Raw genomic sequence first — 23,681 nt, 5'->3', positions numbered from 1 at the left:
ACTTCTGCGCCTACTTCACCGCGGAGTCGAGGAGGGTCTGCGCGGCTTTGCGGGCGTACCCCCAGCTGGTGGGGTCGTCGAGGGAGGTGCCGAGGGCCGCCGCGCCCTCGTAGAGCACGGCCAACTGCCAGCCGAGCAGCCGCGGGTTGGCAGCCCCGGCCTGTTGGGCCAAGGCGATCAGACCGTCGAGGAAATCCTGCTTGTGATTGTGGACGATGTCCTGCACACCGGGCATGGACGCGGCTTCGACAGCGGCATTGTGGAACGGGCAGCCCCGCATCTGCCCGGGCGGCAGCGGGCGGTCGAAGATCGCGAGCAGCCGTGCTCGTGGTGTGCGAGCCAGATCGCCGGGTGTCGGACTGATGGGATCACCGACGCGGTCCTGAATACCTCGCAGGTATTCCTCGACCACTGCTTGCTTGCTCGGAAAATGTTGGTAGAGAGTCCGTTTGGATACCGCAGCTGCGCTGGCCAGCTGCTCGACGCCGGTGGTGTTGATACCTTCCCGGTAGAACAGCCGGCCAGCTGCATCGAGGATGCGGGCACGGGCGCCGCGGCCGCCGCGCGTTACCTCTCGGTGCTCACTGCTCACCAGTCGAAGTATACCGATGGGTTTACCCCGGGCCAGGGGAGCTGCTACGGTCGATAAAGCACACCGTTCGGTTTACTAACAGGAGGATCCCCGTGACATCGCTCGCTGATCAGACCGTGCTCGTCACCGGCGCCAATCGGGGCATGGGCAGGCATTACGTCCGTCAACTGCTGGACCGGGGAGTGGCCAAGGTCTACGCCGCGGCGCGTGATCCACGCACCATCGAGGCCACCGACTCCCGGGTGGTCCCGCTGGCTCTGGATGTGACCGATCCGGCTTCGGTGGCCGCGGCAGCGCAGGCCGCACCCGACGTCAGCGTGTTGATCAACAACGCCGGCATCGCGCGGCTGACCTCGGTGCTCGACCCCGACGCCACGGCTTTGCGCGAGCAACTCGAAACCAACCTGCTGGGCCCGCTCGCATTGGTGGCAGCGTTCGCCGACCGGATCGCCGAGCGGTCCGGAGCCGTCGTCAACGTGTCCTCGGTCCTGGCCTGGCTACCGGTCGGCGCCAGCTACGGGGTCTCGAAGGCCGCGCTGTGGAGCGCCACCGACTCGATGCGAACGGAACTGGCACCCCGCGGCGTCCAGGTGGTGGGGGTCCATGTCGGACTCGTCGACACCGACATGGGGGCATTCGCCGACGCGCCCAAGTCCGATCCCGCCGATGTGGTGTGCCAGGTTCTCGACGGCATCGAATCCGGTGCGCAGGAGGTGCTCGCCGACCAGGTGACCCGGGATGCGCGTCGGCAACTCGGCACGCCGTTGGACGAGCGGTGACCCTCATCCCCGGTGCCGCAACGGCGTAGTTTCGAACGTGTGGCGACCAAGGCCGAGGAACTCGACGTCGACGGCGTCGCGGTGCGGCTCACCAATCGGGACAAGAGCTATTTCCCCGCACTCGGATCAGCCGGGACCAAGGGCACTCTCGTCGAGTACTACCGCACGGTTGCCTGCGCCGGACCATTGCTGACCGCGCTGCGCGACCGCCCCACGCATCTGCAGCGATTCCCCGACGGGATCGACGGCGAGGAGATCTACCAGAAGCGGGTGCCCGAGAAGCATCCTGACTATCTGCAGACCTGCCGGGTGACGTTCCCGTCCGGCCGTACCGCGGACGCGCTGAAGGTGACCCACCCGTCGGCAGTGGTGTGGGCTGCCCAGATGGGCACCGTGACCTTTCATCCGTGGCAGGTGCGGTGTCCGGACACCGACCATCCCGACGAGCTGCGGGTGGACCTCGACCCGCAGCCGGGCACGGGATTCGCGCAGGCGCGCACCGTCGCCGTCGACATCCTCAAGCCACTGCTCGACGAACTCGGTCTGATCGGTTACCCCAAGACCTCGGGCGGCCGAGGGATCCACGTGTTCCTGCGTATCGCCGAGCACTGGGACTTCGTCGCGGTGCGCCGGGCCGGCATCGCCCTGGCTCGCGAAATCGAAAGGCGCGCTGAGGATTTGGTCACCACCTCGTGGTGGAAGGAAGAACGCGGCAAGCGGATCTTCATCGACTACAACCAGAACGCGCGCGACCGCACCTTCGCCGCCGCCTATGCGGTGCGAGCCACTCCGATCGCCACGGTGTCGACGCCGCTGACGTGGGCTGAGTTGGCCGACGCCGATCCGGACGACTACACGATGGCCACCGTCCCGGCGTTGATCGCCAGCCGCGGCGACCCGATGGCGGACATGGATTCGCAGGCCCAGTCCATCGATGCGCTGCTGGCGATGGCCGACGCCGACGACGAGCGCGGTCTGGGTGACCTGCCGTACCCGCCGAACTACCCCAAGATGCCGGGCGAACCCAAACGGGTGCAGCCCAGCCGGGACACCGATCGCAAGGCCGACAGGGATATCGACGGCCACTGAGCCCAGGACTGATTACTGCCGCTGGCAAATACGCCAGTATTGTTTGCTGCTCTGGTTAGGTGCCAGCTGTGAGCTGTGCGCGTTGGCTATGCCCGCCACCAGACGCTGTGATAGACAAACCAGCAAATTCGCGACGGCGTTAACTCGCTGTGTGAGCCATCAACGCGAGGGGAAGCAATGAGGCAAACGGGGAGCACGAACGGCAGCGGCGGAAAGCACCGCGCGAAGCGGCGCCGCCTGCAGCCCTACGCCTGGTTGGGGGCCGGCGCGGTGACACTCGGGGTGGGTGCGGCACTGGCCGGCGGAACAGCAGTGGCCTACGCCGACACCGGATCCTCCGGTGGCAGCGCCAAGAGCGCGTCGGCCAGTTCGGACAGCAGCTCGCCGGGCTCCAGTGATTCCTCGGCCAGCGATTCGTCGAGCACGGCCAAGAAGACCACCGCCCACTCGGCGCGCAGCAGCAGCAAGGTGTCGTCGTCGGGTGGCAACACCAGCTCACGGTCGTCCGCACCCACGTCGGACAGCTCGAGCGCCGGCACCGCCGGCTCCGCGGCGGCCGGCAACGCCGGTGCGGCGGCGGTGCTCACCCAGACATCGGCGACGGTCACCACGACGTCCACCGAAGCCCTGCCCGAGCCCACCCCGGTGACCTCGACGACCGTCGCACACACCGCCCGAGTGACGGCCACCAAGACCGCCGCCACGCAGACCTCGTCGGCCACCTCCTCCTCGACGGCGGAGACGACCAGCACGCAGACCGCAGCGCCGGCTGAGTCGGTGACCCCGAGCTCGACCTCATACCTGCCGACCAATCCGAAGATCGTGGCCGGCGTCGCCTACCAACTGGGCCGCCAGCAGCTCGTCGACGCGCAGACCGAACTCAACGCGGCGACCTGGGGCAGCGGGAACATCGCCGGCGGTCTGGCCGCCATCGTGCCGAATCTCCTGCTGGCCAGCGCGTCGGCCACCCTGGACATCTGGCAGGGAACCAACGCCGGTGCGCAGGGCTTCTTCGCCAGCACCGCGAACATCCCGATCATCCACCAGATCGCCGGGGGCAATCTGCTGGCCAACATCCTGCTGCCGTCGCTGGCCGGAGCGGAGATGAACACGGCGGCATTCCTGTTGCCGCTGGTCGGTCTGTTCACCGGCACCGGGAGCATGACCCCGGTGTCGAACTCGCTGTCCGCGGCGATGTCGAACACCCGGGTCTACGGGTTCGTGCCGGTGTCCATGAAGGCCACCACCGAACCGGTCGTCTACCTCTCGGTCAACGGCGGTCCCAGCGTGCCAGTGCTGGTGGACACCGGTTCGTCGGGTCTGGTGATCTCCTACAACGCGGTCAACCAGAACGGTCTGGGATCACCGACCGGCAGCGGCTCCATCACCTACAGCGGTGCCCCCACCGACTCCTACGACTACAACATCTATACGACCACCGTCGACTTCGGGAACGGCATCGTCTCCGGCCCGACCAGTGTCGACGTTGTCACCCAGGCTGACTCGGCGGCGTTCGAGAATTTCCTGAGCTGGGGAGCTGACGGCATTCTCGGCATCGGAGCGAACGCGGCGGGGCCGGGCCCCAGCCTGCCCACCACGTCCCTGCCGGGTGAGCTGAGCGACGGCGTGCTCCTCTACCAAGGGTTGTTCTTCGGTCTGGGTGGTCTGATGATCTTCGGCCAGAACGCGATGCCGGTTCGGGCCTCGGTATCCGGCGCTCCCGACGCGTGGTTGCAGGTCCAGGTCAACAACGGCGCCAAGACCACGGTCGGATCGATCATCGACTCCGGCGGTGTGTACGGAACCATGCTGCAGTCGATCGTCGGCGGCGCTGTCGGATCCACCGTTCCGGCGGGCACCAAGATCTCGGTCTACACCCCCGACGGCAACACGCTGCTGTACTCCTACACCACGACGTCCTACGGCAGTCCGACGGTGATCTCCACCGGCCTGATCAACACCGGTTACTACGCCTTCCAGCAGGGGCCGGTGTACATCAACTACGCCTACAACAACCCGTACGGTGTCGGCTCGACGGATTTCAACTACGCGTGAGGCTTTGCCCGACAAAGTAACTCGTGTTGTCGTTGCCAACGACAGCAAACACGTTTTGACGTTTTCGGAAATTTCACGGACCCCGGCCCCCGGTGGGGCTAATCTCCGCTGAGGTGGCGGTCGCCAATCCTCAGGAGGAAGAAGAACATGGGTGCTTCGAGGTTCGTGGGTCGGGTCGGCGGATTGGCGGTTGCGCTGGGAGTAGGCGCCGCGCTGCTGTCGTCGGGCTGTGGTGTGGCCCTGGCGGACCAGTCCACCGGATCGGCGGCCAGTTCCGGCGCTGACGGCGGCAGTTCGGCCGACGCCGGCTCATCGGGCTCCCATGCCAAGTCCACCGGCGGCTCCCGGCGTGCCGCCTCCTCGGACACCGGGAAGGTCAGCAGTACCGGCGGGGCGCAGAGCAGCTCCAAGCACTCGCGCAGCACCATCTCGCTGAGCACCCCGGGATCGTCGACCGACACCTCCGCGTCGGATTCGTCCAACAACTCGGCCGCCCCTGCGGCGTCCACCGCCACCGCCGGCCCCGCCGAATCCAGCACCTATGCGGCGGTGACCGCACCCGCTTCTGCACCCAAGCCGAGCTCGACGGTCGGTTCGGTGAGCCCGGCCGCGCCCGTCGTCGCGCCGGCGACGTCGATCTCCGGCGCCCTGACCACCGCCATCAACGACCTCTTCGATCCGCTGGCCAACGGTGGCCCGACGGTGCCGGTCGACAACCCGCTGGCGCTCGCCCTGGCGGCGTTCACCCGGCGCGAGTCGGCCAGCGCGCTCACCACCACCACTGCGGCTGCCCAGACCACCGCGTCGCTGACCGTCGGGAGCAACCCGATCATCGTGACGCCGACGCTGACCATCAGCAACGGCGTCATCGTCGGACAGAGCTACGTCACCGACTCGTCCGGAAGCACCTTGGTGTACACGCTGGTCAGCGCACCGGACAAGGGTGGCAAGGTCACGTTCTCAGCCACCACCGACCCCAACTACGTCAAGGGGAACTTCGTTTACCTGCCCGACCAGTCGGTGCTCAGCGGCGCCACCAACGAGAAGTTCACCATCATGGTGGCCCAGAGCACCGCCTTCGACCAGTTCTTGGGCAACATTCCGATCCTCGGTTCGCTGGCCACCCCGATCATCAACCTGCTGCACCAGACCCCGATCCTCGGTGACCTGCTCGCCCCGGTGATCGGCTACTCCAGCCTGGCGACGTTCAACTCCAACACCGTCCTGCCCGCGACCAACCCGGTGGCCTACACCTACAAGATGCCGTCGTTCGACGGCACCCTGATCAGCGTCAACTGGTTCCCCGCCACGGGCCTGACCGCTGGTCAGCAGCAGCAGACGGTGCTCGATGGTCCGGGACTGGCCACCGCCGGCCAGACCGACCCGTACCAGCTCTACGGCATCTCTGGTCTGACCCCGGGGGTGTCCCAACTCCGTGATGCCGGCTACAACGTGGTCACCTGGGACCCGCGCGGCGAGTTCGCCTCGGGCGGCATCCTGCAGCTGGACAACCCGTTCTTCGAGGGCCGCGACGTCTCGGCGATCGTCAGCTGGGTGGCCGGGCTTTCGGCGTCCACGCTCAACACCACCGGCGACCCGGTGGTCGGCATGGTCGGTGGCTCCTACGGCGGCGGCATTCAGCTGACCAGCGCCTCCGTCGACCCCCGGATCGACGCCATCGTCCCCGGTATCGCCTGGAACTCGCTGAACAACTCGCTCTACCCGAACGACGCATTCAAGACCGCCTACGGCTCGTTGCTGCTGCTCTCGCTGATCACCAGCGGTGCGCGGATCAACAACCAGATCTACCTGGGTGTTCTCTCCGGTGACCTGATCGGCCGGCTGAGCGAGACCGCACAAGCGGTGTTGAGCAGCAGCGGACCCACCTCGCTGCTGAACAACCTGAAGATCCCGGTGCTGTTTCTGCAGGGCACCGTCGACGTGCTGTTCACCCTGCAGCAGGCCATCGACAACGCCCAGACGGTGCTGGCCAACGGCAACACCGACGTGAAGATGGTCTGGTACTGCGGTGGGCACGGCGTCTGCCTGACCGGGCCGACCTCGCCGAACCCGAACCTGGCCAACACGATCACGTTCCTCAACGAGCAGTTGAAGGGAATCGCCCCGCCGATCGGCTCGGAGATCCCGAACTTCCAGTACACCGACCAGAAGGGCAATTGGTACCAGTCCACCGATCTGCCGGTGGCGGGCAGCCCCTTCTTCGGAACCCCGGAGCAGGTGCTCACCAACGCAAGCGGCGGGGTGCTCGGGATCGTGCCGTTCCTCGGCGGTTCGGGCCCCGGTAGCGGCACGCCGCCCTATCAGGCCACGCTGCCGTACTCCCTGGGACTGGCGTCCAAGGCGAGCAATGCGATCAACGTCGCGGTCAACACCACCGGGATCAATCAGATCGTCGGGTCGCCCACGCTGAGCTTCGACTACCAGGGCATCGGCACCAACCGCTTCGTCTACGCCCAGCTGGTCGACAACAAGACCGGGCTGGTGGTCGGTAACCTGGTGACTCCGGTCGCGGTCACGATGGACGGCCAAACCCACACGGCCACAGTCAATATGGAGAACATCGTCTACACCGTCGACGATCCGAACGTCGACAACCTGACCCTGCAGATCACCAGTTCCACAACGGCGTACTGGAGCCTGACGTCATACGGCGTGGTGAACATCTCCAATATCAACCTCACCGTGCCGACACCGGCGAACATCAGCCCTGAGCTCCTCCCGACGTAGTCGGTACCGCGGTCAGCCGGTGGTCTGTACCACCCGGCTGGCCGCGAACTGGGCGCCCTGGGCCACCGTGCCCGAGTCGATGTACCTGCCGTGCGCGAGAAGGTCGGTGCCCCAGGAGCAGATCGGGTCTCCCGGCATGCACAGGTCGATCGTCTTCGCGCCGTACAGCGAGCTGCGTCCGGTCAGTGGACCGCCGCCGACCTTGCGCGACGGGTCGCCGAACAGCACCACTGCGGCGACATGGGCGGCGGTGGCGGCCGGCATGGGCGTGGGCACGGTGAGCGCGGTGCCGGAGTCGGCCGTCAGCGCATCGATCACATTCGCGCCCTGCGAGTATCCACTGAGCACCAATCTCGTTGCGGGACAGGCGGCTACTTGGTTCTGGATGTATTGCCAGGCCACCGCGGAGCCCTGCGGCGTCGAGCCGGCGAGGTCCAGGGTAGCCGGATAGTCGACGCCGTAGATCGCCAGCGATCGCGGCGCCAGCTGCGTAGTGAGGATGTTGACGAGCGCCTGGCCGACGGGGTCGACCGGGGGAGTCGTGTTGGTGCCGCGGGCATAGATCACCTGAACGTCGGGGCAGGCTCCGGCGGCGGCTGGCGGTGCGTTATTCGGGATCGCGAGCGTGAACAGGGCGGTAGCAACCAGAAGAGCAGACCGGTGTCGGGGCACCGGCGCATGGTGGCATGGCGCTGATCTCGAAAATTGCAGCCACACCGCGGATCAGGAACCGTTATCGGCAAATTCACATCTGGGTGCCATGGTGTTTCAGCACACGGCCGCGCGAACGTAGTGTCGCCGAAACCGACGAACGGGCGCACAATGCCCGAGAAGAGTGCGCCACAACGTCGATCTCGGCGGCGCCCGATCAGTCGGTTGACGGTGTTGAGTCCCGGCGGCGCAGCCGATGGCTGGTCTTGCCGGTCGGCCGCCTGTTGCGCAGGGCACCCGATTCGGGTTCGGCGGCTGTACTGACTTCGGCCGGGGTGTCCTCGTCCGCAGGCTCATCGCCGGCCGGTTCGGTCGACTCCTGCGCCGAATCTTCGTCGACCTCGCCCGCGGCCTCGTCGTCAGCGAAAGTCCCGAGATTGCGCTTGGCCTTCTTCTCCCTGGCGGGTTTTGCCGGCTGGTCGGCGACGAAGGCGAGGTAGAACGCCCCCAGCGCCAGAATCGCCACCGCCGCCGCGGCACCGTAGACCCCGAACAACCACGGCCCCGCGCTGTCCAGGCTGACCCAGGTCTCGGTGACGGCCGCGCCCGCGATCAGCGCAGCGGCCACCAGATGCAGGATCAGCGACCACAACCGCAGCCGCAACGCCAGCGCCGGCGTGCCCAGTGCGGGCTCGCGGGTGCGCTGCAGCGTCAACAGCACCGGGACAGCGGCCAGGGCGAACACCAATGCGGTGACGATGCGCAGCGCGGTGCCGAGGGTGTGCGAGATATCGCCCATCAGCTCCCACCAGCGCGGGAGGACGAACAGGAAGTACAGGACGCCCCCGACCAGCCACACCGTCAGATGCAGTGCCGTCGCGGTAAAGCGACCCATACCCCTCCTAATGCTGTGAATCCGAGGTGCGATCAGGTGGTGATTCACCCCTGATCGCACCTCGGACCAGGTGCGGAGGATAGGGGATTTGAACCCCTGAGGGCTGTTAACCCAACCCGCGTTCCAGGCGAGCGCCATAGGCCACTAGGCGAATCCTCCGTCGGCAATGGTAGCGGACTCGCAGAGCGCTCGGATCCGGCTGCCTGACAGTCGGGATTGGCACAGGTATTAGACTCGCTGTGGACCCCGCGCGGCGTCTATCCTGTGAACTCCCCCAGGGCCGGAAGGCAGCAAGGGTCAATGGGCTCTGGCGGGTGCGCGGGGTCCCCTATTTTGTCGGACACCCCTCACCCCGGTGATCACGGCGTTGACGGTCGAAAGGCGCATGGTGTCGTTCCACTCCCTGAGCCGTGACGAGCTCGCTGCTCAGCATGATGTCCAGCGCCAGAACTACGCCGACTTGCAGGCCAAGAAGCTGTCCCTCGACCTGACCCGAGGCAAGCCGTCGGCCATCCAGCTGGATCTGTCCAACGCGCTGCTGAGCCTGCCGGGCGCCGGTGACTATCGCGACGACGAGGGCACCGACACCCGCAACTACGGCGGCCTGCACGGCCTGCCGGCACTGCGCGCGATTTTCGGTGAGCTGCTCGGCGTGCCGGTGCCCAACCTGATCGCCGGTAACAACGCGAGCCTGGAGATGATGCACGACGCCGTCGTCTTCTCGCTGTTGCACGGTGGCGTCGACTCGCCGCGCCCGTGGATCCAGGAGCCGGTGGTCAAGTTCCTCTGTCCGGCGCCGGGCTACGACCGCCACTTCGCGATCACCGAGACCTACGGCATCGAGATGATCAATGTGCCGATGCTCGAGGACGGCCCCGATGTGGACCTGATCGAGGAGCTCGTCGCGGCCGACCCGGCGATCAAGGGCATGTGGTGCGTGCCGGTGTTCTCCAACCCGACCGGGACCACGTACTCCTGGGAATCGGCCCGCCGTCTGGTCCAAATGCAGACTGCTGCACCGGATTTCAGGCTATTCTGGGACAACGCCTATGCCGTGCACACGTTGACCATGGACTTCCCGCGCCAGATCGACATCCTCGGACTGGCCGAGAAGGCCGGCCACCCGAACCGGCCGTTCGTGTTCGCCTCGACCTCGAAGATCACCTTCGCCGGTGCCGGGGTCAGTTTCCTGGGCGGGTCGTTGGGCAATATCGCCTGGTACCTGCAGCACGCGGGGAAGAAGTCGATCGGCCCGGACAAGGTCAACCAGCTGCGGCATCTGCGGTTCTTCTCCGATGCCGACGGGGTGCGCCTGCACATGCTGCGCCACCAGCAGCTGGTCGCGCCGAAGTTCGCACTCGCCCTGGAGATCCTGGACCAGCGGTTGTCGGACTCGAAGATCGCGTCATGGACCGAACCCAAGGGCGGCTACTTCATCAGCCTCGACGTGCTGCCCGGAACGGCCAAGCGCACGGTGGCCCTGGCCAAGGACGCCGGGATCGCGGTGACCGAGGCCGGCGCTTCGTTCCCGTACCGGAAAGACCCGGAAGACAAGAACATTCGCATCGCACCTACGTTCCCGCCGGAGTCTGATCTGCGGGACGCGATCGACGGTCTGGCCACCTGCGCGCTGCTGGCGGCCACCGAATCGATGCTGGGCTGAGCTTCCGGTAGATGCCTGACGATCCACGCGGATTGCGCGCGAGCGCGCCGCTGTTGGATGCGTGGTTGCGCTTCGCCGAGAACCCACCCACGCCGTTCACCATCCCGGGCCACAAGCAGCGGCACGACCTGGTCGGCGATGTCGTCGCCGGCGACGTTCCGCTGTATGCGGGCCTGGACACCATGAAGCTGAGCCGGGGCGTCCTGGCCGAGGCGGAGGGCCTGGCCGCGCGGCTGTGGGGTGCGCAGGTCTGCCGGTTCTCCGTCGGCGGGGCGACGCACGTCAACCAATCGCTGGCGCTGGCGGTGGCCGCCGGCAGCGGCGATGTCAACGCCAGTGGGTCGCCCGGCAACGGTTCGGTGGTCATCAGCCGGACCCTGCACCGGTCGATGCTGCTGGGCCTGGTTCTGGCCGGCCTCACGCCGGTGTGGGTGTTTCCCGAGATCGACCCGTTGACCGGCTTGCCGCTCGGGGTACGGCCCGATTCGGTCACCGCTGCGCTGCAGCAGTGTCCGCAGGCGCGGGCGGTGTTCGTCGGTGACCCGTCCTACGTCGGGACCGTCGGTGACATCCGCGGGCTCGCCGAGGCGGCGCACGCCGGTGCCGTGCCACTGATCGTCGACGCGGCCTGGGCCGCGCATTTCGGGTTTCACCCCGACCTGCCGCGCCACCCGCTGCAGCTGGGTGCCGACGCCATGGTGGTCAGCGCACACAAGACGCTGCCCGCGTGGAGCCAGGCCGCCATGGTGCTGGCCAACGGTCAGCGGATCGACCCGGCGGCTCTGGATGCCGGGGTGGAGGCGACGCACACCACCAGCCCCGCCGGTGCCATCCTCGCCAGCATCGATGCTGCCCGCGCGCTGCTCGAGCGCGACGGGGCCGCCCTGTTGGGGGAGGCGCTGGCCGCGGTGCGCGTCGCCCGTGCCGAATTGTGCGGTGTCGAGGGCCTCGTGGTCCTCGACGGTGCGCACGTCGATCCGCTCAAGCTGACGGTGGTGCTGTCCGGCACCGGTGCCGACGGGATCGCCGTCGAGAACGACCTGCTGGCAGCCGGACTGCCGGTGGAGGCCGCCGAGCGCGACATGATCGTCGCGCAGGTGTCCCTGGCCGACACCCACGACAGCCTCGGGCGCCTGGTGGAGACGCTGGTGCAGTCGGTGCGGCGACATCGTGGGGCGCCCCGGCCCGTCGTCGCCGGGGCGGCCTACCAGATCGCCCCCGTCACGGCGATGCCGCCGCGGGAGGCGTTCTTCGCCCCCACCGAGACCGTCGAGTTGAGGCGCGCGGTGGGGCGCGTGAGCGTCGAACTCGTCGCGCCCTACCCGCCGGGCATACCGGTCCTGGCGCCCGGTGAGCAGATCACCGAGGGCGTCCTGGACACCTTGGCCAAGGCCCGCGCCGACGGCGTCCGGGTCGCCTATGCCGCCGACAGGACGCTGCAGACGCTGCGAGTGGTGCGCTGAGGCAGCGCAGGCGCAACCCGTCGCGGCGAAGTCGGTCGGTCTAGGTAGCCTTCTTCCGTGGCGCTCTACCGCAAGTATCGGCCGGCGACCTTCGCCGAGGTGGTGGGGCAGGAGCACGTCACCGAACCGCTGTCGACGGCATTGTCGGCCGGCCGGATCAACCATGCCTATCTGTTTTCCGGCCCGCGCGGGTGCGGCAAGACGTCATCGGCGCGCATCCTGGCCCGCTCGCTGAACTGTGAGCAGGGGCCCACCCCCACCCCATGCGGGGTGTGCGCCTCGTGTGTGGCGCTGGCACCCAACGGCGGCGGCTCGGTGGACGTCACCGAGCTCGACGCCGCCAGCCACGGCGGTGTGGACGACACCCGCGAACTGCGCGACCGCGCGTTCTATGCGCCGGCCCAGTCGCGCTACCGCATCTTCATCGTCGACGAAGCCCACATGGTCACCACTGCGGGTTTCAACGCGCTGCTCAAGATCGTCGAGGAGCCGCCCGAGCACCTGATCTTCGTCTTCGCCACCACCGAACCGGAGAAGGTGCTGCCGACCATCCGGTCGCGCACCCACCACTATCCGTTCCGGCTGCTGGCGCCGCGCACCATGCGGTCGCTGATCGAGCGGATCCTGGCTTCCGAGGACGTCCAGGTCGACGACGCCGTCTTCCCGCTGGTGATCCGGGCGGGTGGCGGCTCACCGCGTGACACGCTCTCGGTGCTCGATCAGCTGCTGGCCGGCGCCCAGGACAACCGGGTGCACTACCAGCGGGCGCTGGGTCTGCTGGGCGCCACCGATGTGGCGCTGATCGACGATGCGGTGGACGCCCTGGCCGCGGGTGACGCAGCGGCACTGTTCGGCGCGGTCGAGTCGGTGATCGACGCCGGTCATGATCCGCGCCGGTTCGCCACGGATCTGCTGGAGCGGTTCCGCGATCTGATTGTGCTGCAAGCGGTTCCGGATGCCGCAACCCGAGGTGTGGTGGACGCGCCCGACGATGTGCTGGAGCGGATGCGGGATCAGGCCGCCCGGTTGGGTCCGGCGACGCTGGCCCGCTACGCCGAGGTGGTGCACGCTGGGCTCGGCGAGATGCGCGGAGCCACCGCGCCCCGGCTGCTGCTCGAAGTCGTGTGTGCGCGGCTGCTGCTCCCGTCGGCCAGTGACACCGAATCGGCGCTGCTGCAGCGCATCGAACGTATCGAGACCCGGATGGAGATCTCGATTCCGGCCGGTGAGGCCGCGCTGAGCTCGACGTCCGCAGCTCCGGCCAAGCAGTACGTGCGCAAGACGCAGGCGCAACCGGCCGCACCCGCTGCGCCGCCCGCGTCCGCGCCGGAGCCGCCGCCGGCTCCCCGCCCGGAACCGGTCGCCGCACCCGAACCCGCCGCGCCACCTGCCCCGGCGGCCAGGCCCGAGCCAGTGGCCAGACCGGAACCCGTCGCCAGACCCGAACCCGTCGCCCCGCCCGCGCCCGTCGCCAAGCCGGAACCTGTTGCACCTCAGCCCAAGCCGGTCCCCGAGCCCACACCCGCCCCGGCAGCCCACGCGGGTGAGCCCGGCGCGGCCGCGGTGCGCAGCATGTGGTCCACGGTCCGCGAGAAGGTCCGACAGCGCAGCCGCACCACCGAGGTGATGCTGGCCGGTGCGGTCGTGCGCGCGGTCGACGGTGACACCCTGGTGCTCGCGCACGAGTCCGCCCCGCTGGCCAAGCGGCTCAGTGAGCAGCGCAACGCCGACGTCATCCGTGACGCGCTCAAGGACGCCCTCGGGGTGGATTGGCGGGTGCGGTGCGAGGTGGGCTCGGCAGGGCCCGTCGTCGCCGCCGCTGAACCGCTGCCGCCGGAGCCCGCTCCCGACCCGGTCGAGGCGCAGCGGGCCGAAGAAGACAGCATGATCGCCGAAGTGAACCGCGAGGAGGACTCGGCCCCGCGCCGTGACCCTGAAGAGGTGGCGCTGGAGCTGCTGCAGACCGAGTTGGGTGCCCGGAGGATCGACGGCTGAGGATTTGCTGTGTAATCGGCGAATCGGCCTTCCTCGCAGCGCACTCCTGCCCAACGCCCCCTACCGTCGAACCCGGTGTGTGCGGTCCGATGTGGGCCGCACCGGGACTAGGACGGAATCGAGCGGCGATGCCCAGGACTCTTCTGACCCGGCGACTGACGGCAGCGACGTTCGGCGCGCTGACCCTGACGATGGTGGGTGCCATGCCACTGGCGTCGGCTGATCCTGACGCGCCGCCGCCCCCACCCAACTGCACGGCCGCCGACCTGGAAGGGGTGCGCACCGGGGTGCAGGCCGCCACGTCGGTGTACCTGTTCACCCACCCTGACGTGAACGCCTTCTTCACCAGCCTGGGTGGTCTGCCGCGCGCTCAGGTGCTGGCCAAGGTGAAGGCCTATATGGCCGCGAACCCCGACGTGAAGGCCGACATCGCCGGAATCCGGCAGCCGTTGCAGGACATCAAGAACCGCTGCGGGGACCAGGGCGCGCCCAACCCGGTGTAGCGACGGGCGGCCGGTCAGCCTAGGCGTTCCACCACGGGCGCAGCGGCAGCCCGCCGTCGCCGCCCTTGGGATCGAGCTTGACCGCCAGAACCTGGTGCAGCTGAACCACATTGGTTTCGAAGCCCAGCCGCGAGCCGGCCATGTAGAGACCCCACACCTTGGCGACGGGCAGGCCCACCTCGGCGACAGCCTCGTCCCAATGCTCGACGAGGTTGCGGCACCAGTCCCGCAACGTCATCGCGTAGTGGTGGCGCAGATTCTCCTCGTGGACCACCTCGAGACCGATGTCCTGTATCTCGGTGATGATGCGTCCCGAACCGGTGAGCTCCCCGTCGGGGAACACGTAGCGGTCGATGAACCCGCCGGCGCTGGGGCCGGTCCGATTGTCCGGCCGGGTGATGCAGTGGTTGAGCAGCAGGCCGCCGGTGCGCAGCTTGGACTTCAGGAAAGCGAAGTAGGCCGGGTAGTTGGCCACCCCGATGTGCTCGGTGAGCCCGATCGAGGACACCGCGTCGAAACCGCTCTCCAGTACGTCGCGGTAATCCATGTGGCGCACCTCGGCCAGATCGGCCAGGCCCTCGTCGGCGATCGCCTTCTGCGCCCACGCCGCCTGCTCCCGGGAGAGCGTCACACCGATCGCCCGCACACCGTTGCGGGCGGCGTGGCGCACCATGCTGCCCCAGCCGCACCCCACGTCGAGCAGCCGGTCACCCGGCTTGAGATTCAGCTTCTCGAAGACCAGGCGGTACTTGTTGTCCTGGGCCTCTTCCAGCGTCGCCTCCGCGTTCGGATAGCAGGCGCAGGTGTAGGTCATCGACGGTCCGAGCACCCACTCGTAGAACGTGTTCGACACGTCGTAGTGGTGGTGGATGGCGTCGGCGTCGCGCTTCTTGCTGTGCCGCAGACCCTCGGCCATCCGCCGCCAGCGCGGCAACGCCTCCTGGGGCGGCGGGGCGATCGGCTTGAGCCGCTCGATGCCGATGGATCGCACGATGTCGACGAGCATGCGGGCCGGCGGCCGCTTGAAATCCAGCTTCTGGGCCAGCGCCTTGAGCAGTTCGTAGGGGTCGCCCGGGTGCACACCCTGGGTGGCCAGATCACCCGCCACATAGGCGCGGGCCAGACCCAGGTCGCCGGGCGCGGTGGCGAGATACGTGGTGCCGCGCGGGGTGAGCAGATCCAGGCCCAGTTCGGCATCCTTGGGGCCAGCGCTGCTGCCGTCGTAGGCGCTGAACTTCAGCGGAAGCTCGCCACCGGCGGTGAACATCTCGAGGATCTCGGCAAGGCTGAGCTTGCCGGCAGCCTCAGCAGGGTTGTCGCGGAACGTGGTCATTGTCGTTGCACCGCCTTTGCGTACAGGTCCAGCAGACGCGAATCGGGGTCGTAGATCTTCTTGACGGTCTTGTAGGTTTCTCCGCCGTAGAGCTCGTCAAACTCCTCGCGGCCGTAGAACGAATCCGAGTACAGCGACTTGTGGCCGTGCAGGTCACTGATTTTCTGCTCGATGACCCGATTGGTGTGTCCCTCATGGTGGGGATCGGCCGGTACCGACGACCAGAACCCGATGTTGACGTAGGTGTGGTCGGCGCGCAGCGGGTACAGCGGCCAGCCGTCGGGATCGCGAAGACGCAGCGGGCACAACCAGATCGGTTCGATCGGCACGGTGTCGAGGAACCAGGAGACGAACGTCTCGGTGTTCTCGATCGGCACCTCGACGTCCTGGACCACCCGCTCCCGCGGTGGGCGGCCGTGCCGGGCCTCGATGCGGTCGGCGATGCCGAACTTCTGGTCGTAGCCGATCAGCTTCCAGTAGACGCTGCTGCGGCGGTACCGGCGCGGCCACAGCCGGCGCAGCTTCGGGTCCTGCGCGCCGAATGCCCGTGAGCACCAGAACCAGTCGGTGTCCCAGCGCCACAGGTAGTCGTGGATGGTCAGCTGGTCGTCTTTGACGCCGTCATCGTGCTGGATCGACCGGTAGTAGATGTCGTGCCCGGTGTAGTCGCTGACCGGGCCGGGTGCCGTGGTCTGCACACCCAGGCACAGGTAGCTTTCCTCGGCGCTGAACACCACCCCGTCGAGGTAGTCGACCGGCCGGCCGTCATACCCACCGGTCTCGATGATGCGGTCCATCTCGGCCACCAGGTCGGCCACGGCGTGGAACCGCAGGTGCTCGAGCGCGACGAACGGTTTGACGGTCTCCAGCTCGATCCGCAGCCGAACCGAATAGCCAAGGGTGCCATAGGAATTCGGGAAGGCGCGGAACAGGTCTGCATGCTGGTCGCGGCTGGCGGTGATCACCTCGCCAGATCCGGTGAGGATGTCCATCTCCAACACCGACTCGTGTGGCAGGCCGTTGCGGAAGGACGCCGACTCGATGCCCAACCCGGTGACGGCCCCGCCGAGGGTGATCGTCTTGAGCTGGGGGACCACCAGGGGTGACAGTCCGTAGGGCAGCGTCGCGGCGACCAGGTCCTCATACGTGCACATGCCGGCGACGTCGGCGGTCTTGTTCTCGGCGTCGACGGCGATGACCCCGGTCAGTCCGGAGGTGTCCAGGCCCGGGGCGGTGCGTGTGGCGCGGGCCCGGAACAGGTTGGATGTCGGCTTGGCCAGCCGCACCGACGCCGTGGTCGGGATGGCGCGGTAGCTGGCGAGGAGTCGCTCTACTCCCCGCCGGTGAGCTGTCAGTGCCGCGTCAACAGACACACGACTACGCTAGTCGCCAGCCCCAGCCGATGCGACCGCTCGGCTGAATGATCACACCGGGACACCCCCGCCACCAGAGGAGTTTTGCCTGATGGGACAGGTCAGCGCCGCCAGCACGATCCTGATCGACGCCGAACCCGCCACTGTTCTCGACGCGATCGCCGACTACCAGGGCGTGCGTCCGAAGATCCTGTCGTCGCAGTACAGCGACTATCAGGTGCTTCAGGGCGGCCATGGCCAGGGCACGGTGGCCAAGTGGAAGCTGCAGGCCACCAAGTCGCGGGTCCGCGAGGTCCAGGCAGCGGTCGACGTGGCCGGTCACACCGTCATCGAGAAGGACGCCAACTCCTCGATGGTGACCAACTGGACCGTCGCGCCGGCCGGGCCGGGCTCCACCGTCACCGTCAAGACCACCTGGACCGGCGCGGGTGGCGTCAAGGGCTTCTTCGAGAAGACGTTCGCGCCGTTGGGCCTGCGCCGCATCCAGGACGAGGTGCTGGCCAACCTGAAGAAGACCGTCGAAACGGCTTAGCTCCGGCGGGCTGGAGTGGAGCGACGCGGGCAATCAGCTGGTGCGCGGCGGCTGGGTGGCCAGGAACGCCGCGATGCCCTGCACGACGGCGGAGGCGTACTTCTGCCGGCCTTCCGGGCTTTCCATCAGTGCCGAGTCCGCCGGGTTCTTCATGTTGCCCAGCTCGATGAGGATCGACGGGTACTGGGCCAGGTTCAGGCCGGCGATGTCGGCGCGCGGGTTGAGCCCGTCGGTGCCGATGTAGGTCGACGGTGTCAGGCCCGAGGCGGCCAGGGTGTCGCGCATGACCCGGGCGAACTGCACGGATGGTCCGGCCTGTGCCTGGTTCAGCGGCGGGCTGGAGTACAGCACGTGGAAGCCGCGGCCGGTGGGCGGTCCGCCGTCGGCGTGGATCGACACGATCGCGTTGGGGGCGAACGAGTTGGCCATCGCGGCACGTTCGTCCACACACGCGGCCACCTGGTCGTCGTTACCCCGCGACATCGCCGTGCGCACGCCGAGCTGGGTCAGCTCCTGGCGGATGAGCAGCACGGTGTCCCAGTTGAAGGTGTGTTCGGGGAAGCCGTCGTCGGTGTTGGTGCCCGTGGTCTGGCAGTCCTTGGTGCCGCCGCGGCCGGTCGGGACCTGCTTGGTCAGCGAGGCGTCGTTGGCGCCGTTGTGGCCGGGGTCGAGGAACACGATCATGCCCGCGATGTTGGCGGGCGCGGCATGGGTGATCGGGCTTGCCAGAGGGTATGCCGCGATCAACAGGCCGGCGCAAGCTGCGGTGGCGACACGCCTTGAAGCGGACATAAGCACGCGCGTCACCGTAACTCTTTGGCGTCTAGGCTTGAAGTCGGCGAGCGCCGGAATCCCCAGGCGAAACCAAGTCGAGACCAAGATGCAAGGAGACCGTCATGCAGCCCGGAGAAGTGCCCGACCTCGAGGGTTTGCGTGAGAAGGCCGAGCAGGTGCGCGATCAGCTGATGCCCGGTCTGCAGGCCGCGCTGGAGCAGGCCCAGCAGTTGCAGCAGAAGCTGATGGAAGCCCAGGAGGCGCTGGCCGCCTCCGAGGTGCAGGGTCAGGCCGGCGGCGGGCTGGTGCAGGTGACGATGAAGGGCAGCGGACAGGTGGTCGGGGTGCGCATCGACCCCAAGGTCGTCGACCCCTCCGATGTCGAGACGCTGCAGGACCTGGTCGTCGGTGCCATCGCCGACGCGTCCCGGCAGTTCACGATCCTGGCCCAGACGCATCTGGGACCGCTGGCCAACCAGACTCCGCCCGGTATTCCAGGTGCCGGTGGTCTCGGTACGCCCGGGATCCCGACGGTCTGACGCTGTGTTCGAAGGCCCCGTCCAGGATCTGATCGACGAGCTCGGCAAGCTGCCGGGTATCGGGCCCAAGAGTGCCCAGCGCATCGCGTTCCATCTGCTGTCGGTGGAACCGCCGGACATCGACCGGCTGACCGCGGTTCTGGCGCGGGTGCGCGACGGGGTGCAGTTCTGCGAGGTGTGCGGCAACGTGTCCGACGCGCAGCGCTGTCGGATCTGCAGCGACGCCCGGCGTGACGGTACGCAGGTGTGCGTGGTCGAGGAGCCCAAGGACGTGCAGGCCGTCGAGCGGACGCGCGAGTTTCGCGGTCGCTACCACGTCCTGGGTGGGGCGCTGGATCCGCTGTCCGGGATCGGGCCGGATCAGCTGCGAATTCGTCAGCTGCTCAACAGAATTGGTGAACGGGTCGATGGGGTGGACATCACCGAGGTGATCATCGCGACCGATCCGAACACCGAAGGTGAAGCCACCGCAACGTATTTGGTGCGGATCCTGCGCGACATCCCGGGGCTGACCGTCACCAGGATTGCTTCGGGCCTGCCGATGGGCGGTGACCTGGAGTTCGCCGACGAGCTGACGCTGGGCCGAGCCCTGGTCGGCCGCCGCGCCATGGTCTAGTTCCCTTTGCCCCTCTTTGCGCCGAAACCGACAAACCGGCGCAGAAGTGCGAGTAGACCGCACCATTTCGTCGATCTCGGCGCACTGTCGGACCCTTGGACGACGATGCCGCCATGACTGAAATATTTCTCGGTAGGGAAGCGCTGGGCGATGGCGTTTCACGACACGATCTACGCCGTTGGTATCGGCAGCTGTTCCGCGGCGTGTACGTGCCGAAATATGCAGAGCCAAGCCTGGGAGACCGGGCACGCGGCGCATGGCTGTATACCGACCGAACTGGCGTCATCGCCGGTTCGGCAGCGTCGGCTTTGCACGGTGCACAGTGGATTCGTGATGACGAGCCGATCGAAGTTCTGGTAGCGGAACGACGTCGGCAGGCTGGGTTGGTCATTCGGATGGATCGATTGGCCGACGACGAAGTCACCGAAGTGGGCGGCTTGCCGGTGACCACGCCGGCGCGTACCGCATTTGAGCTTGGGCGATACCAGAAGCGCGCGGACGCTCTAGGACGACTGGATGCGCTTATGCGTGCTGCCCCGTTCGCCGCCGTTGATGTCGAGCAGATCATGCGCCGGTATGGCCCGGTCCGGGGTGTGCGTCAACTCCGTGAGCTCTTGCCACTCGTCGACCCGGGGGCCGCATCGCCCAAGGAAAGCTGGCTCAGACTGCTATTGATCGACGGTGGACTGCCGATTCCTGAGACACAGATCCCGGTGATGGAGGGCGGCGTGCCGGTGGCCTATCTGGATATGGGCTACCGCGACATCAAGCTTGCGTTCGAGTACGACGGAGACCAACATCGCAGTGATCGCCGCCAGTACGTCAAGGATCTTCGGCGTCTGCCCATGGTGGAGAGACGCGGCTGGGAGGTCATCCGCGTGATTGCGGAGGACCGGCCCGCCGAGATCCTGTTGCGGGCGCGCGAGGCTTACGTGCGTCGGGGTGGTGCCGAGATCGACGAAATGGCGCGATCTACTCGAACTTTCGCTGCGTAACGTCGGTTTGGGCGCGATGAAGGCTCACATCCGGCGGGGGGCGGCCAGACGTTCGCGGCGAAGCTCGTCAACCTCGGGCAGGTTCAGCGGTTCCAGCGGCCCGACCACCCGCGACAGCAGCAGGTCGGCCAGCTCCGGATTGCGCGCCAGGCACGGCCCGTGCAGATACGTCGCTACAACGCTGCCCTGCACCGCCCCGTCGTAGCCGTCACCATCGCGATTCCCCGCACCCTTGACCACCGCGGCCAACGGACGTGCATCAGGCCCCAAAACGGTTCCGCCGCGGTGATTCTCGAACCCGGTCAACGGCTGCGACAACCCCTCCACCAACGGGTTGGCCACTACCTCGCCGATCGTGCGGGCCGATTGGGGTGAGGTGGTCACATCCAACAGTCCCACGCCCTCGACCCGCTCACCGGCCGAGGTCTCATACCAGTGCCCCAGCACCTGGATCGCCGCGCAGATCGCCAGCACCGGCGCCCCGCGCGATACCGCACGCTGTAAACCCTGATGTGTCAGAAGATGTTTGGTGGCCAGCCGCTGTGCGTAGTCCTCCGCACCGCCGAGGGTGTAGAGGTCCAACGAGTCGGGCACCGGTTCGGCCAGCGTGATCTCCACGATCTCGGCCGCAATGCCGCGCAGCCGAAGCCGCTGCCGCAGCACCACGGCATTACCACCGTCGCCGTAGGTGCCCATCACATCGGGCAGCACCAGCCCGATCTGCACGGCGCTCATCAGGATCGCATCCTTCCCACTGCGCGGGTCAGCGCAAGGAACGCCGTGTAGTTCGCCACCACCTCGACATGCCCCTTGGGGCAGGACGTGATCGCGTCAATCGTGTTGTGCACCAACGTATGCGGCACCGAGGCATAGCCAAGCCGCACCGCGAGGTCGGTGCCGCGCTCGCCGGCGGCGACCACCGGCACGCCTTCGAAATGCTCGAAGTTGACGTCCCAGAGCCAGGACAGGTCTTCCCCGTCGGGCACCTGCCCGTTGACCGAGATCACCACGCCGTCGGCGCTGGTGTCCACCATCGACAGTGCTTCCTGCCAGCCGGCGGGGTTCTTGGCCAACAGGATTCGCGCCGTGTGCTCACCCATGGGTACGGTCTGGTAGCGCCCGGCGACCTCGTCCACCGTCGACACCGCGGCCACCGCGGCGGCCGGGTCGGCGCCGAGTGCGACGGCTGCCGCGACCGCCTGCGCGGCATTACCCCGGTTCACCCGGCCCGGCAGTGACAACCGCATCGGAATCTCGAGACCGTCCGGCCCGTAGAGGTTCACCTCGTCGAATGTCCACTGCGGTGACGGGCGCTTGAAATCGGTACCGGTGGAGTACCAGTCCACCCCGTCGCGGACGATCACTTCGCCGCTGCGCGGACAGCTCACCGAGTCGTTGGCCCAGCCGGCGCCGGCCGCCACCCACACCACGTTCGGGCAGTCGTAGGCGGCAGAGGCCACCAGCACGTCGTCACAGTTGGCGACGACGACGGCGTCGGGGTGCCGGGCCAGCCCCGCGCGCAGGGTCCGCTCGATGTGGTTGATCTCGCCGACCCGGTCCAGCTGGTCGCGCGAGAGATTCAGCAGCACGATCACCGACGGCTGCACGGCGTCGCAGACGTGCGGTACGTGCATCTCGTCGACTTCCAGGGCGGCCAGCGCCGCGTCGGGGGTACCAGCCAGGGCTGCGATCAGCCCGGCGTCCATGTTGGCGCCCTCGGCATTGGTCGCGACAGTCTGATGTCGCCGGCTCCGCGGCTCCGCGGATCCCAGCGTTCCCAGCGCGGCCGCCGTCATCCGGGTGGTGGTGGACTTGCCGTTCGTGCCGGTGACGACGACGGTGCGACGTCCGGTGCCCAACTGGCCCAGGATCGACTTGTCCAGGGTCATCGCCACCAGGCCGCCGATCATGGCGCCTGCCCCGCGGCCGGTGACCCGCGAGGCCCAGCGCGCGGCGGCGCCGGCGGCAAGCGCGGTGCGCCCCCGGAGAGTCATCGTCGGCCTGGGCATCGGAACGCAGTTTATGCCGAGCGCAGGTGTAAGGCCCGACACGGTGCGATGTACCGGGCGCTGTCGGGGGTGCGTGCCATTCTGACTGGGTGAGCCACACCTGGGGCAGACCAGCCTCCGAGCCGGGGGAGGGCTGGGTCGTCGTTGACGTCGAGACCACCGGCTTTCGCCCAGGTCATGCCCGGGTGATCAGCCTCGCCGCCCTCGCCCTGGACCCCGAGGGACGCGTCGAACATTCCGTCGTCAGCCTGCTCAATCCGGGAGTCGACCCCGGCCCTACCCACATCCACGGCCTGACTGCCGAGATGCTGGAAGATCAGCCGACCTTCGGCGATATCGCCGCTGACGTCGTCGACCTGCTGCACGGCCGCACCCTGGTCGCCCACAACGTCGCCTTCGACTACGCGTTCCTGACTGCCGAGGCCGAGATGGCCGACACCGCGCTGCCGATCGACACCGTCATGTGCACCGTCGAACTGGCCCGCCGCCTGGATCTGGGCCTGGAGAACCTGCGCCTGGAGACCCTGGCCCGGCACTGGGAGGTCGCCCAGACCCGCGCCCACGACGCGTTCGACGACGCACTGGTGCTCTCCCGGGTGCTCACCCCGGCGCTGCAGCGGGCCCGGGACCGTGGCGTCTGGCTGCCGGTGCGCCCGGCCAGCCGCCGGCGCTGGCCCAACGGCCGCGTCACCCACGAAGAGCTGCGCCCGCTGAAGATGCTGGCCTCCCGCATGCCGTGCCCGTACCTCAACCCCGGCCGCTACGACGGTCGCCGGCTGGTGCAAGGCATGCGGGTGGCGCTGTCGGCCGAGGTCGAGCGCACCCATGAGGAGCTCGTCGAGCGCATCCTGCATGCCGGCCTGGCCTATGCCGACGCGGTGGACCCCGAGACGTCGCTGGTGATCTGCAACGCCGCCGAGCCCGAGCAGGGCAAGGGGTATCAGGCCCGCGAACTCGGTGTGCCAACCGTCTCCGACAAGGAGTTCATGGACTCCGTCGCCGAGGTGGCCAACGGCACCGGGATCGACGAGTTCGAGCAGTCGGTGGACCAGGGTCAGCAGTTCGCCCTGTTCTGAA

Annotated in this window: 22 protein-coding genes, 1 tRNA gene and 1 other RNA gene; 14 read left to right on the top strand and 10 right to left on the bottom strand. The window is 67.8% G+C overall.

Annotation, left to right across the window (positions count from 1 at the left end; translation table 11 throughout):
* Positions 1-10 precede the first annotated feature (10 nt).
* The gene (locus G6N35_RS17520) at positions 11-592 is read right to left on the bottom strand and encodes a TetR/AcrR family transcriptional regulator (RefSeq protein WP_163805397.1); all 582 of its coding nucleotides are present in this window, start codon (positions 590-592) and stop codon (positions 11-13) included.
* A 92-nt stretch (positions 593-684) separates the two neighbouring features.
* Here G6N35_RS17520 and G6N35_RS17515 point away from each other — a divergent pair, with 92 nt between their 5' ends.
* Both G6N35_RS17515 and G6N35_RS17510 read left to right on the top strand, forming a co-directional pair.
* Entirely contained in the window at positions 685-1,371 is a 687-nt protein-coding gene (locus tag G6N35_RS17515) for an SDR family oxidoreductase (protein ID WP_163805396.1), read from the top strand.
* A 39-nt stretch (positions 1,372-1,410) separates the two neighbouring features.
* Positions 1,411-2,460 (top strand): DNA polymerase domain-containing protein, encoded by a 1,050-nt coding sequence (locus G6N35_RS17510; protein WP_163805395.1) that lies wholly within the window; start codon positions 1,411-1,413, stop codon positions 2,458-2,460.
* Between the two features lie 317 nt (positions 2,461-2,777).
* Here G6N35_RS17510 and G6N35_RS17505 read toward each other — a convergent pair whose 3' ends face one another.
* Positions 2,778-3,272, bottom strand: coding sequence for a hypothetical protein (locus G6N35_RS17505; protein WP_163805394.1), 495 nt, complete (start codon positions 3,270-3,272; stop codon positions 2,778-2,780).
* Between G6N35_RS17505 and G6N35_RS17500 the strand changes: the two genes are divergently transcribed.
* On the top strand, positions 3,238-4,515 hold the full coding sequence (locus G6N35_RS17500; RefSeq protein WP_163805393.1) for a PecA family PE domain-processing aspartic protease: 1,278 nt from the start codon (positions 3,238-3,240) through the stop codon (positions 4,513-4,515). The two genes, G6N35_RS17505 and G6N35_RS17500, sit on opposite strands and share 35 nt — an antisense overlap.
* 147 nt (positions 4,516-4,662) lie before the next feature.
* On the top strand, positions 4,663-7,263 hold the full coding sequence (locus tag G6N35_RS17495; RefSeq protein WP_163805392.1) for an alpha/beta hydrolase family protein: 2,601 nt from the start codon (positions 4,663-4,665) through the stop codon (positions 7,261-7,263).
* A gap of 12 nt (positions 7,264-7,275) precedes the next feature.
* Here the strand turns inward: G6N35_RS17495 and G6N35_RS17490 are convergent, their stop codons facing one another.
* The 3 genes from G6N35_RS17490 to G6N35_RS17480 all read right to left on the bottom strand — a co-directional run bounded on the left by G6N35_RS17490 (position 7,276) and on the right by G6N35_RS17480 (position 8,968).
* The gene (locus tag G6N35_RS17490; protein WP_179967380.1) at positions 7,276-7,935 is read right to left on the bottom strand and encodes a cutinase family protein; all 660 of its coding nucleotides are present in this window, start codon (positions 7,933-7,935) and stop codon (positions 7,276-7,278) included.
* A 196-nt stretch (positions 7,936-8,131) separates the two neighbouring features.
* Positions 8,132-8,809, bottom strand: coding sequence for a lipid uptake coordinator LucA (locus tag G6N35_RS17485; protein WP_163805391.1), 678 nt, complete (start codon positions 8,807-8,809; stop codon positions 8,132-8,134).
* Positions 8,810-8,882: 73 nt separating this feature from the next.
* A tRNA-Ser gene (locus G6N35_RS17480) sits at positions 8,883-8,968 on the bottom strand.
* A gap of 79 nt (positions 8,969-9,047) precedes the next feature.
* On the opposite strand from G6N35_RS17480, the gene ffs reads away from it, so the two are divergent.
* The 5 genes from ffs to G6N35_RS17455 all read left to right on the top strand — a co-directional run bounded on the left by ffs (position 9,048) and on the right by G6N35_RS17455 (position 14,433).
* Positions 9,048-9,142: signal recognition particle sRNA small type (ffs, locus tag G6N35_RS17475), an RNA gene on the top strand.
* A 55-nt stretch (positions 9,143-9,197) separates the two neighbouring features.
* The gene (locus G6N35_RS17470; protein WP_163805390.1) at positions 9,198-10,472 is read left to right on the top strand and encodes an aspartate aminotransferase type Ic; all 1,275 of its coding nucleotides are present in this window, start codon (positions 9,198-9,200) and stop codon (positions 10,470-10,472) included.
* 11 nt (positions 10,473-10,483) lie between these two features.
* Positions 10,484-11,935 (top strand): aminotransferase class I/II-fold pyridoxal phosphate-dependent enzyme, encoded by a 1,452-nt coding sequence (locus G6N35_RS17465; RefSeq protein ID WP_163805389.1) that lies wholly within the window; start codon positions 10,484-10,486, stop codon positions 11,933-11,935.
* Positions 11,936-11,992: 57 nt separating this feature from the next.
* Positions 11,993-13,930 (top strand): DNA polymerase III subunits gamma/tau, encoded by a 1,938-nt coding sequence (locus G6N35_RS17460; protein ID WP_163805388.1) that lies wholly within the window; start codon positions 11,993-11,995, stop codon positions 13,928-13,930.
* Positions 13,931-14,058: 128 nt separating this feature from the next.
* Positions 14,059-14,433, top strand: coding sequence for a heme-binding protein (locus tag G6N35_RS17455; RefSeq protein WP_179967379.1), 375 nt, complete (start codon positions 14,059-14,061; stop codon positions 14,431-14,433).
* A gap of 19 nt (positions 14,434-14,452) precedes the next feature.
* On the opposite strand, the gene G6N35_RS17450 is transcribed toward G6N35_RS17455, so the two are convergent.
* Both G6N35_RS17450 and G6N35_RS17445 read right to left on the bottom strand, forming a co-directional pair.
* Complete coding sequence (locus G6N35_RS17450) at positions 14,453-15,766, bottom strand: class I SAM-dependent methyltransferase (RefSeq protein WP_163805387.1); 1,314 nt, start codon at positions 15,764-15,766, stop codon at positions 14,453-14,455.
* Positions 15,763-17,139 (bottom strand): FAD-binding oxidoreductase, encoded by a 1,377-nt coding sequence (locus tag G6N35_RS17445; protein ID WP_163805386.1) that lies wholly within the window; start codon positions 17,137-17,139, stop codon positions 15,763-15,765. Before G6N35_RS17445 ends, G6N35_RS17450 begins: the two co-directional genes overlap by 4 nt.
* 91 nt (positions 17,140-17,230) lie before the next feature.
* Here G6N35_RS17445 and G6N35_RS17440 point away from each other — a divergent pair, with 91 nt between their 5' ends.
* A complete protein-coding gene (locus tag G6N35_RS17440) occupies positions 17,231-17,671 on the top strand; it encodes an SRPBCC family protein (RefSeq protein WP_163805385.1) in 441 nt (146 codons plus the stop codon).
* Positions 17,672-17,704: 33 nt separating this feature from the next.
* Here the strand turns inward: G6N35_RS17440 and G6N35_RS17435 are convergent, their stop codons facing one another.
* Entirely contained in the window at positions 17,705-18,463 is a 759-nt protein-coding gene (locus G6N35_RS17435; RefSeq protein ID WP_163807748.1) for an Rv3717 family N-acetylmuramoyl-L-alanine amidase, read from the bottom strand.
* 173 nt (positions 18,464-18,636) lie between these two features.
* Between G6N35_RS17435 and G6N35_RS17430 the strand changes: the two genes are divergently transcribed.
* From G6N35_RS17430 to G6N35_RS17420, 3 genes are all read left to right on the top strand, one after another.
* Complete coding sequence (locus tag G6N35_RS17430) at positions 18,637-18,984, top strand: YbaB/EbfC family nucleoid-associated protein (RefSeq protein ID WP_163807747.1); 348 nt, start codon at positions 18,637-18,639, stop codon at positions 18,982-18,984.
* Positions 18,985-18,988: 4 nt separating this feature from the next.
* Positions 18,989-19,600 (top strand): recombination mediator RecR, encoded by a 612-nt coding sequence (gene recR / locus G6N35_RS17425; protein WP_163805384.1) that lies wholly within the window; start codon positions 18,989-18,991, stop codon positions 19,598-19,600.
* A gap of 113 nt (positions 19,601-19,713) precedes the next feature.
* Positions 19,714-20,595, top strand: coding sequence for a type IV toxin-antitoxin system AbiEi family antitoxin (locus G6N35_RS17420; RefSeq protein ID WP_163805383.1), 882 nt, complete (start codon positions 19,714-19,716; stop codon positions 20,593-20,595).
* A gap of 24 nt (positions 20,596-20,619) precedes the next feature.
* Here G6N35_RS17420 and G6N35_RS17415 read toward each other — a convergent pair whose 3' ends face one another.
* Positions 20,620-21,330, bottom strand: a complete 711-nt coding sequence (locus G6N35_RS17415) for a type 1 glutamine amidotransferase (protein ID WP_179967378.1) — start codon at positions 21,328-21,330, stop codon at positions 20,620-20,622.
* Positions 21,330-22,604 (bottom strand): Mur ligase family protein, encoded by a 1,275-nt coding sequence (locus G6N35_RS17410; protein WP_163805382.1) that lies wholly within the window; start codon positions 22,602-22,604, stop codon positions 21,330-21,332. Before G6N35_RS17410 ends, G6N35_RS17415 begins: the two co-directional genes overlap by 1 nt.
* 89 nt (positions 22,605-22,693) lie before the next feature.
* Here G6N35_RS17410 and G6N35_RS17405 point away from each other — a divergent pair, with 89 nt between their 5' ends.
* Positions 22,694-23,680, top strand: coding sequence for a DEDDh family exonuclease (locus G6N35_RS17405; protein ID WP_163805381.1), 987 nt, complete (start codon positions 22,694-22,696; stop codon positions 23,678-23,680).
* Position 23,681: the final 1 nt, after the last annotated feature.

The organism is Mycolicibacterium anyangense, from assembly GCF_010731855.1.
In the GTDB taxonomy this organism is placed as follows: domain Bacteria; phylum Actinomycetota; class Actinomycetes; order Mycobacteriales; family Mycobacteriaceae; genus Mycobacterium; species Mycobacterium anyangense.
This window is presented reverse-complemented; position numbering and strand designations above follow the sequence as displayed.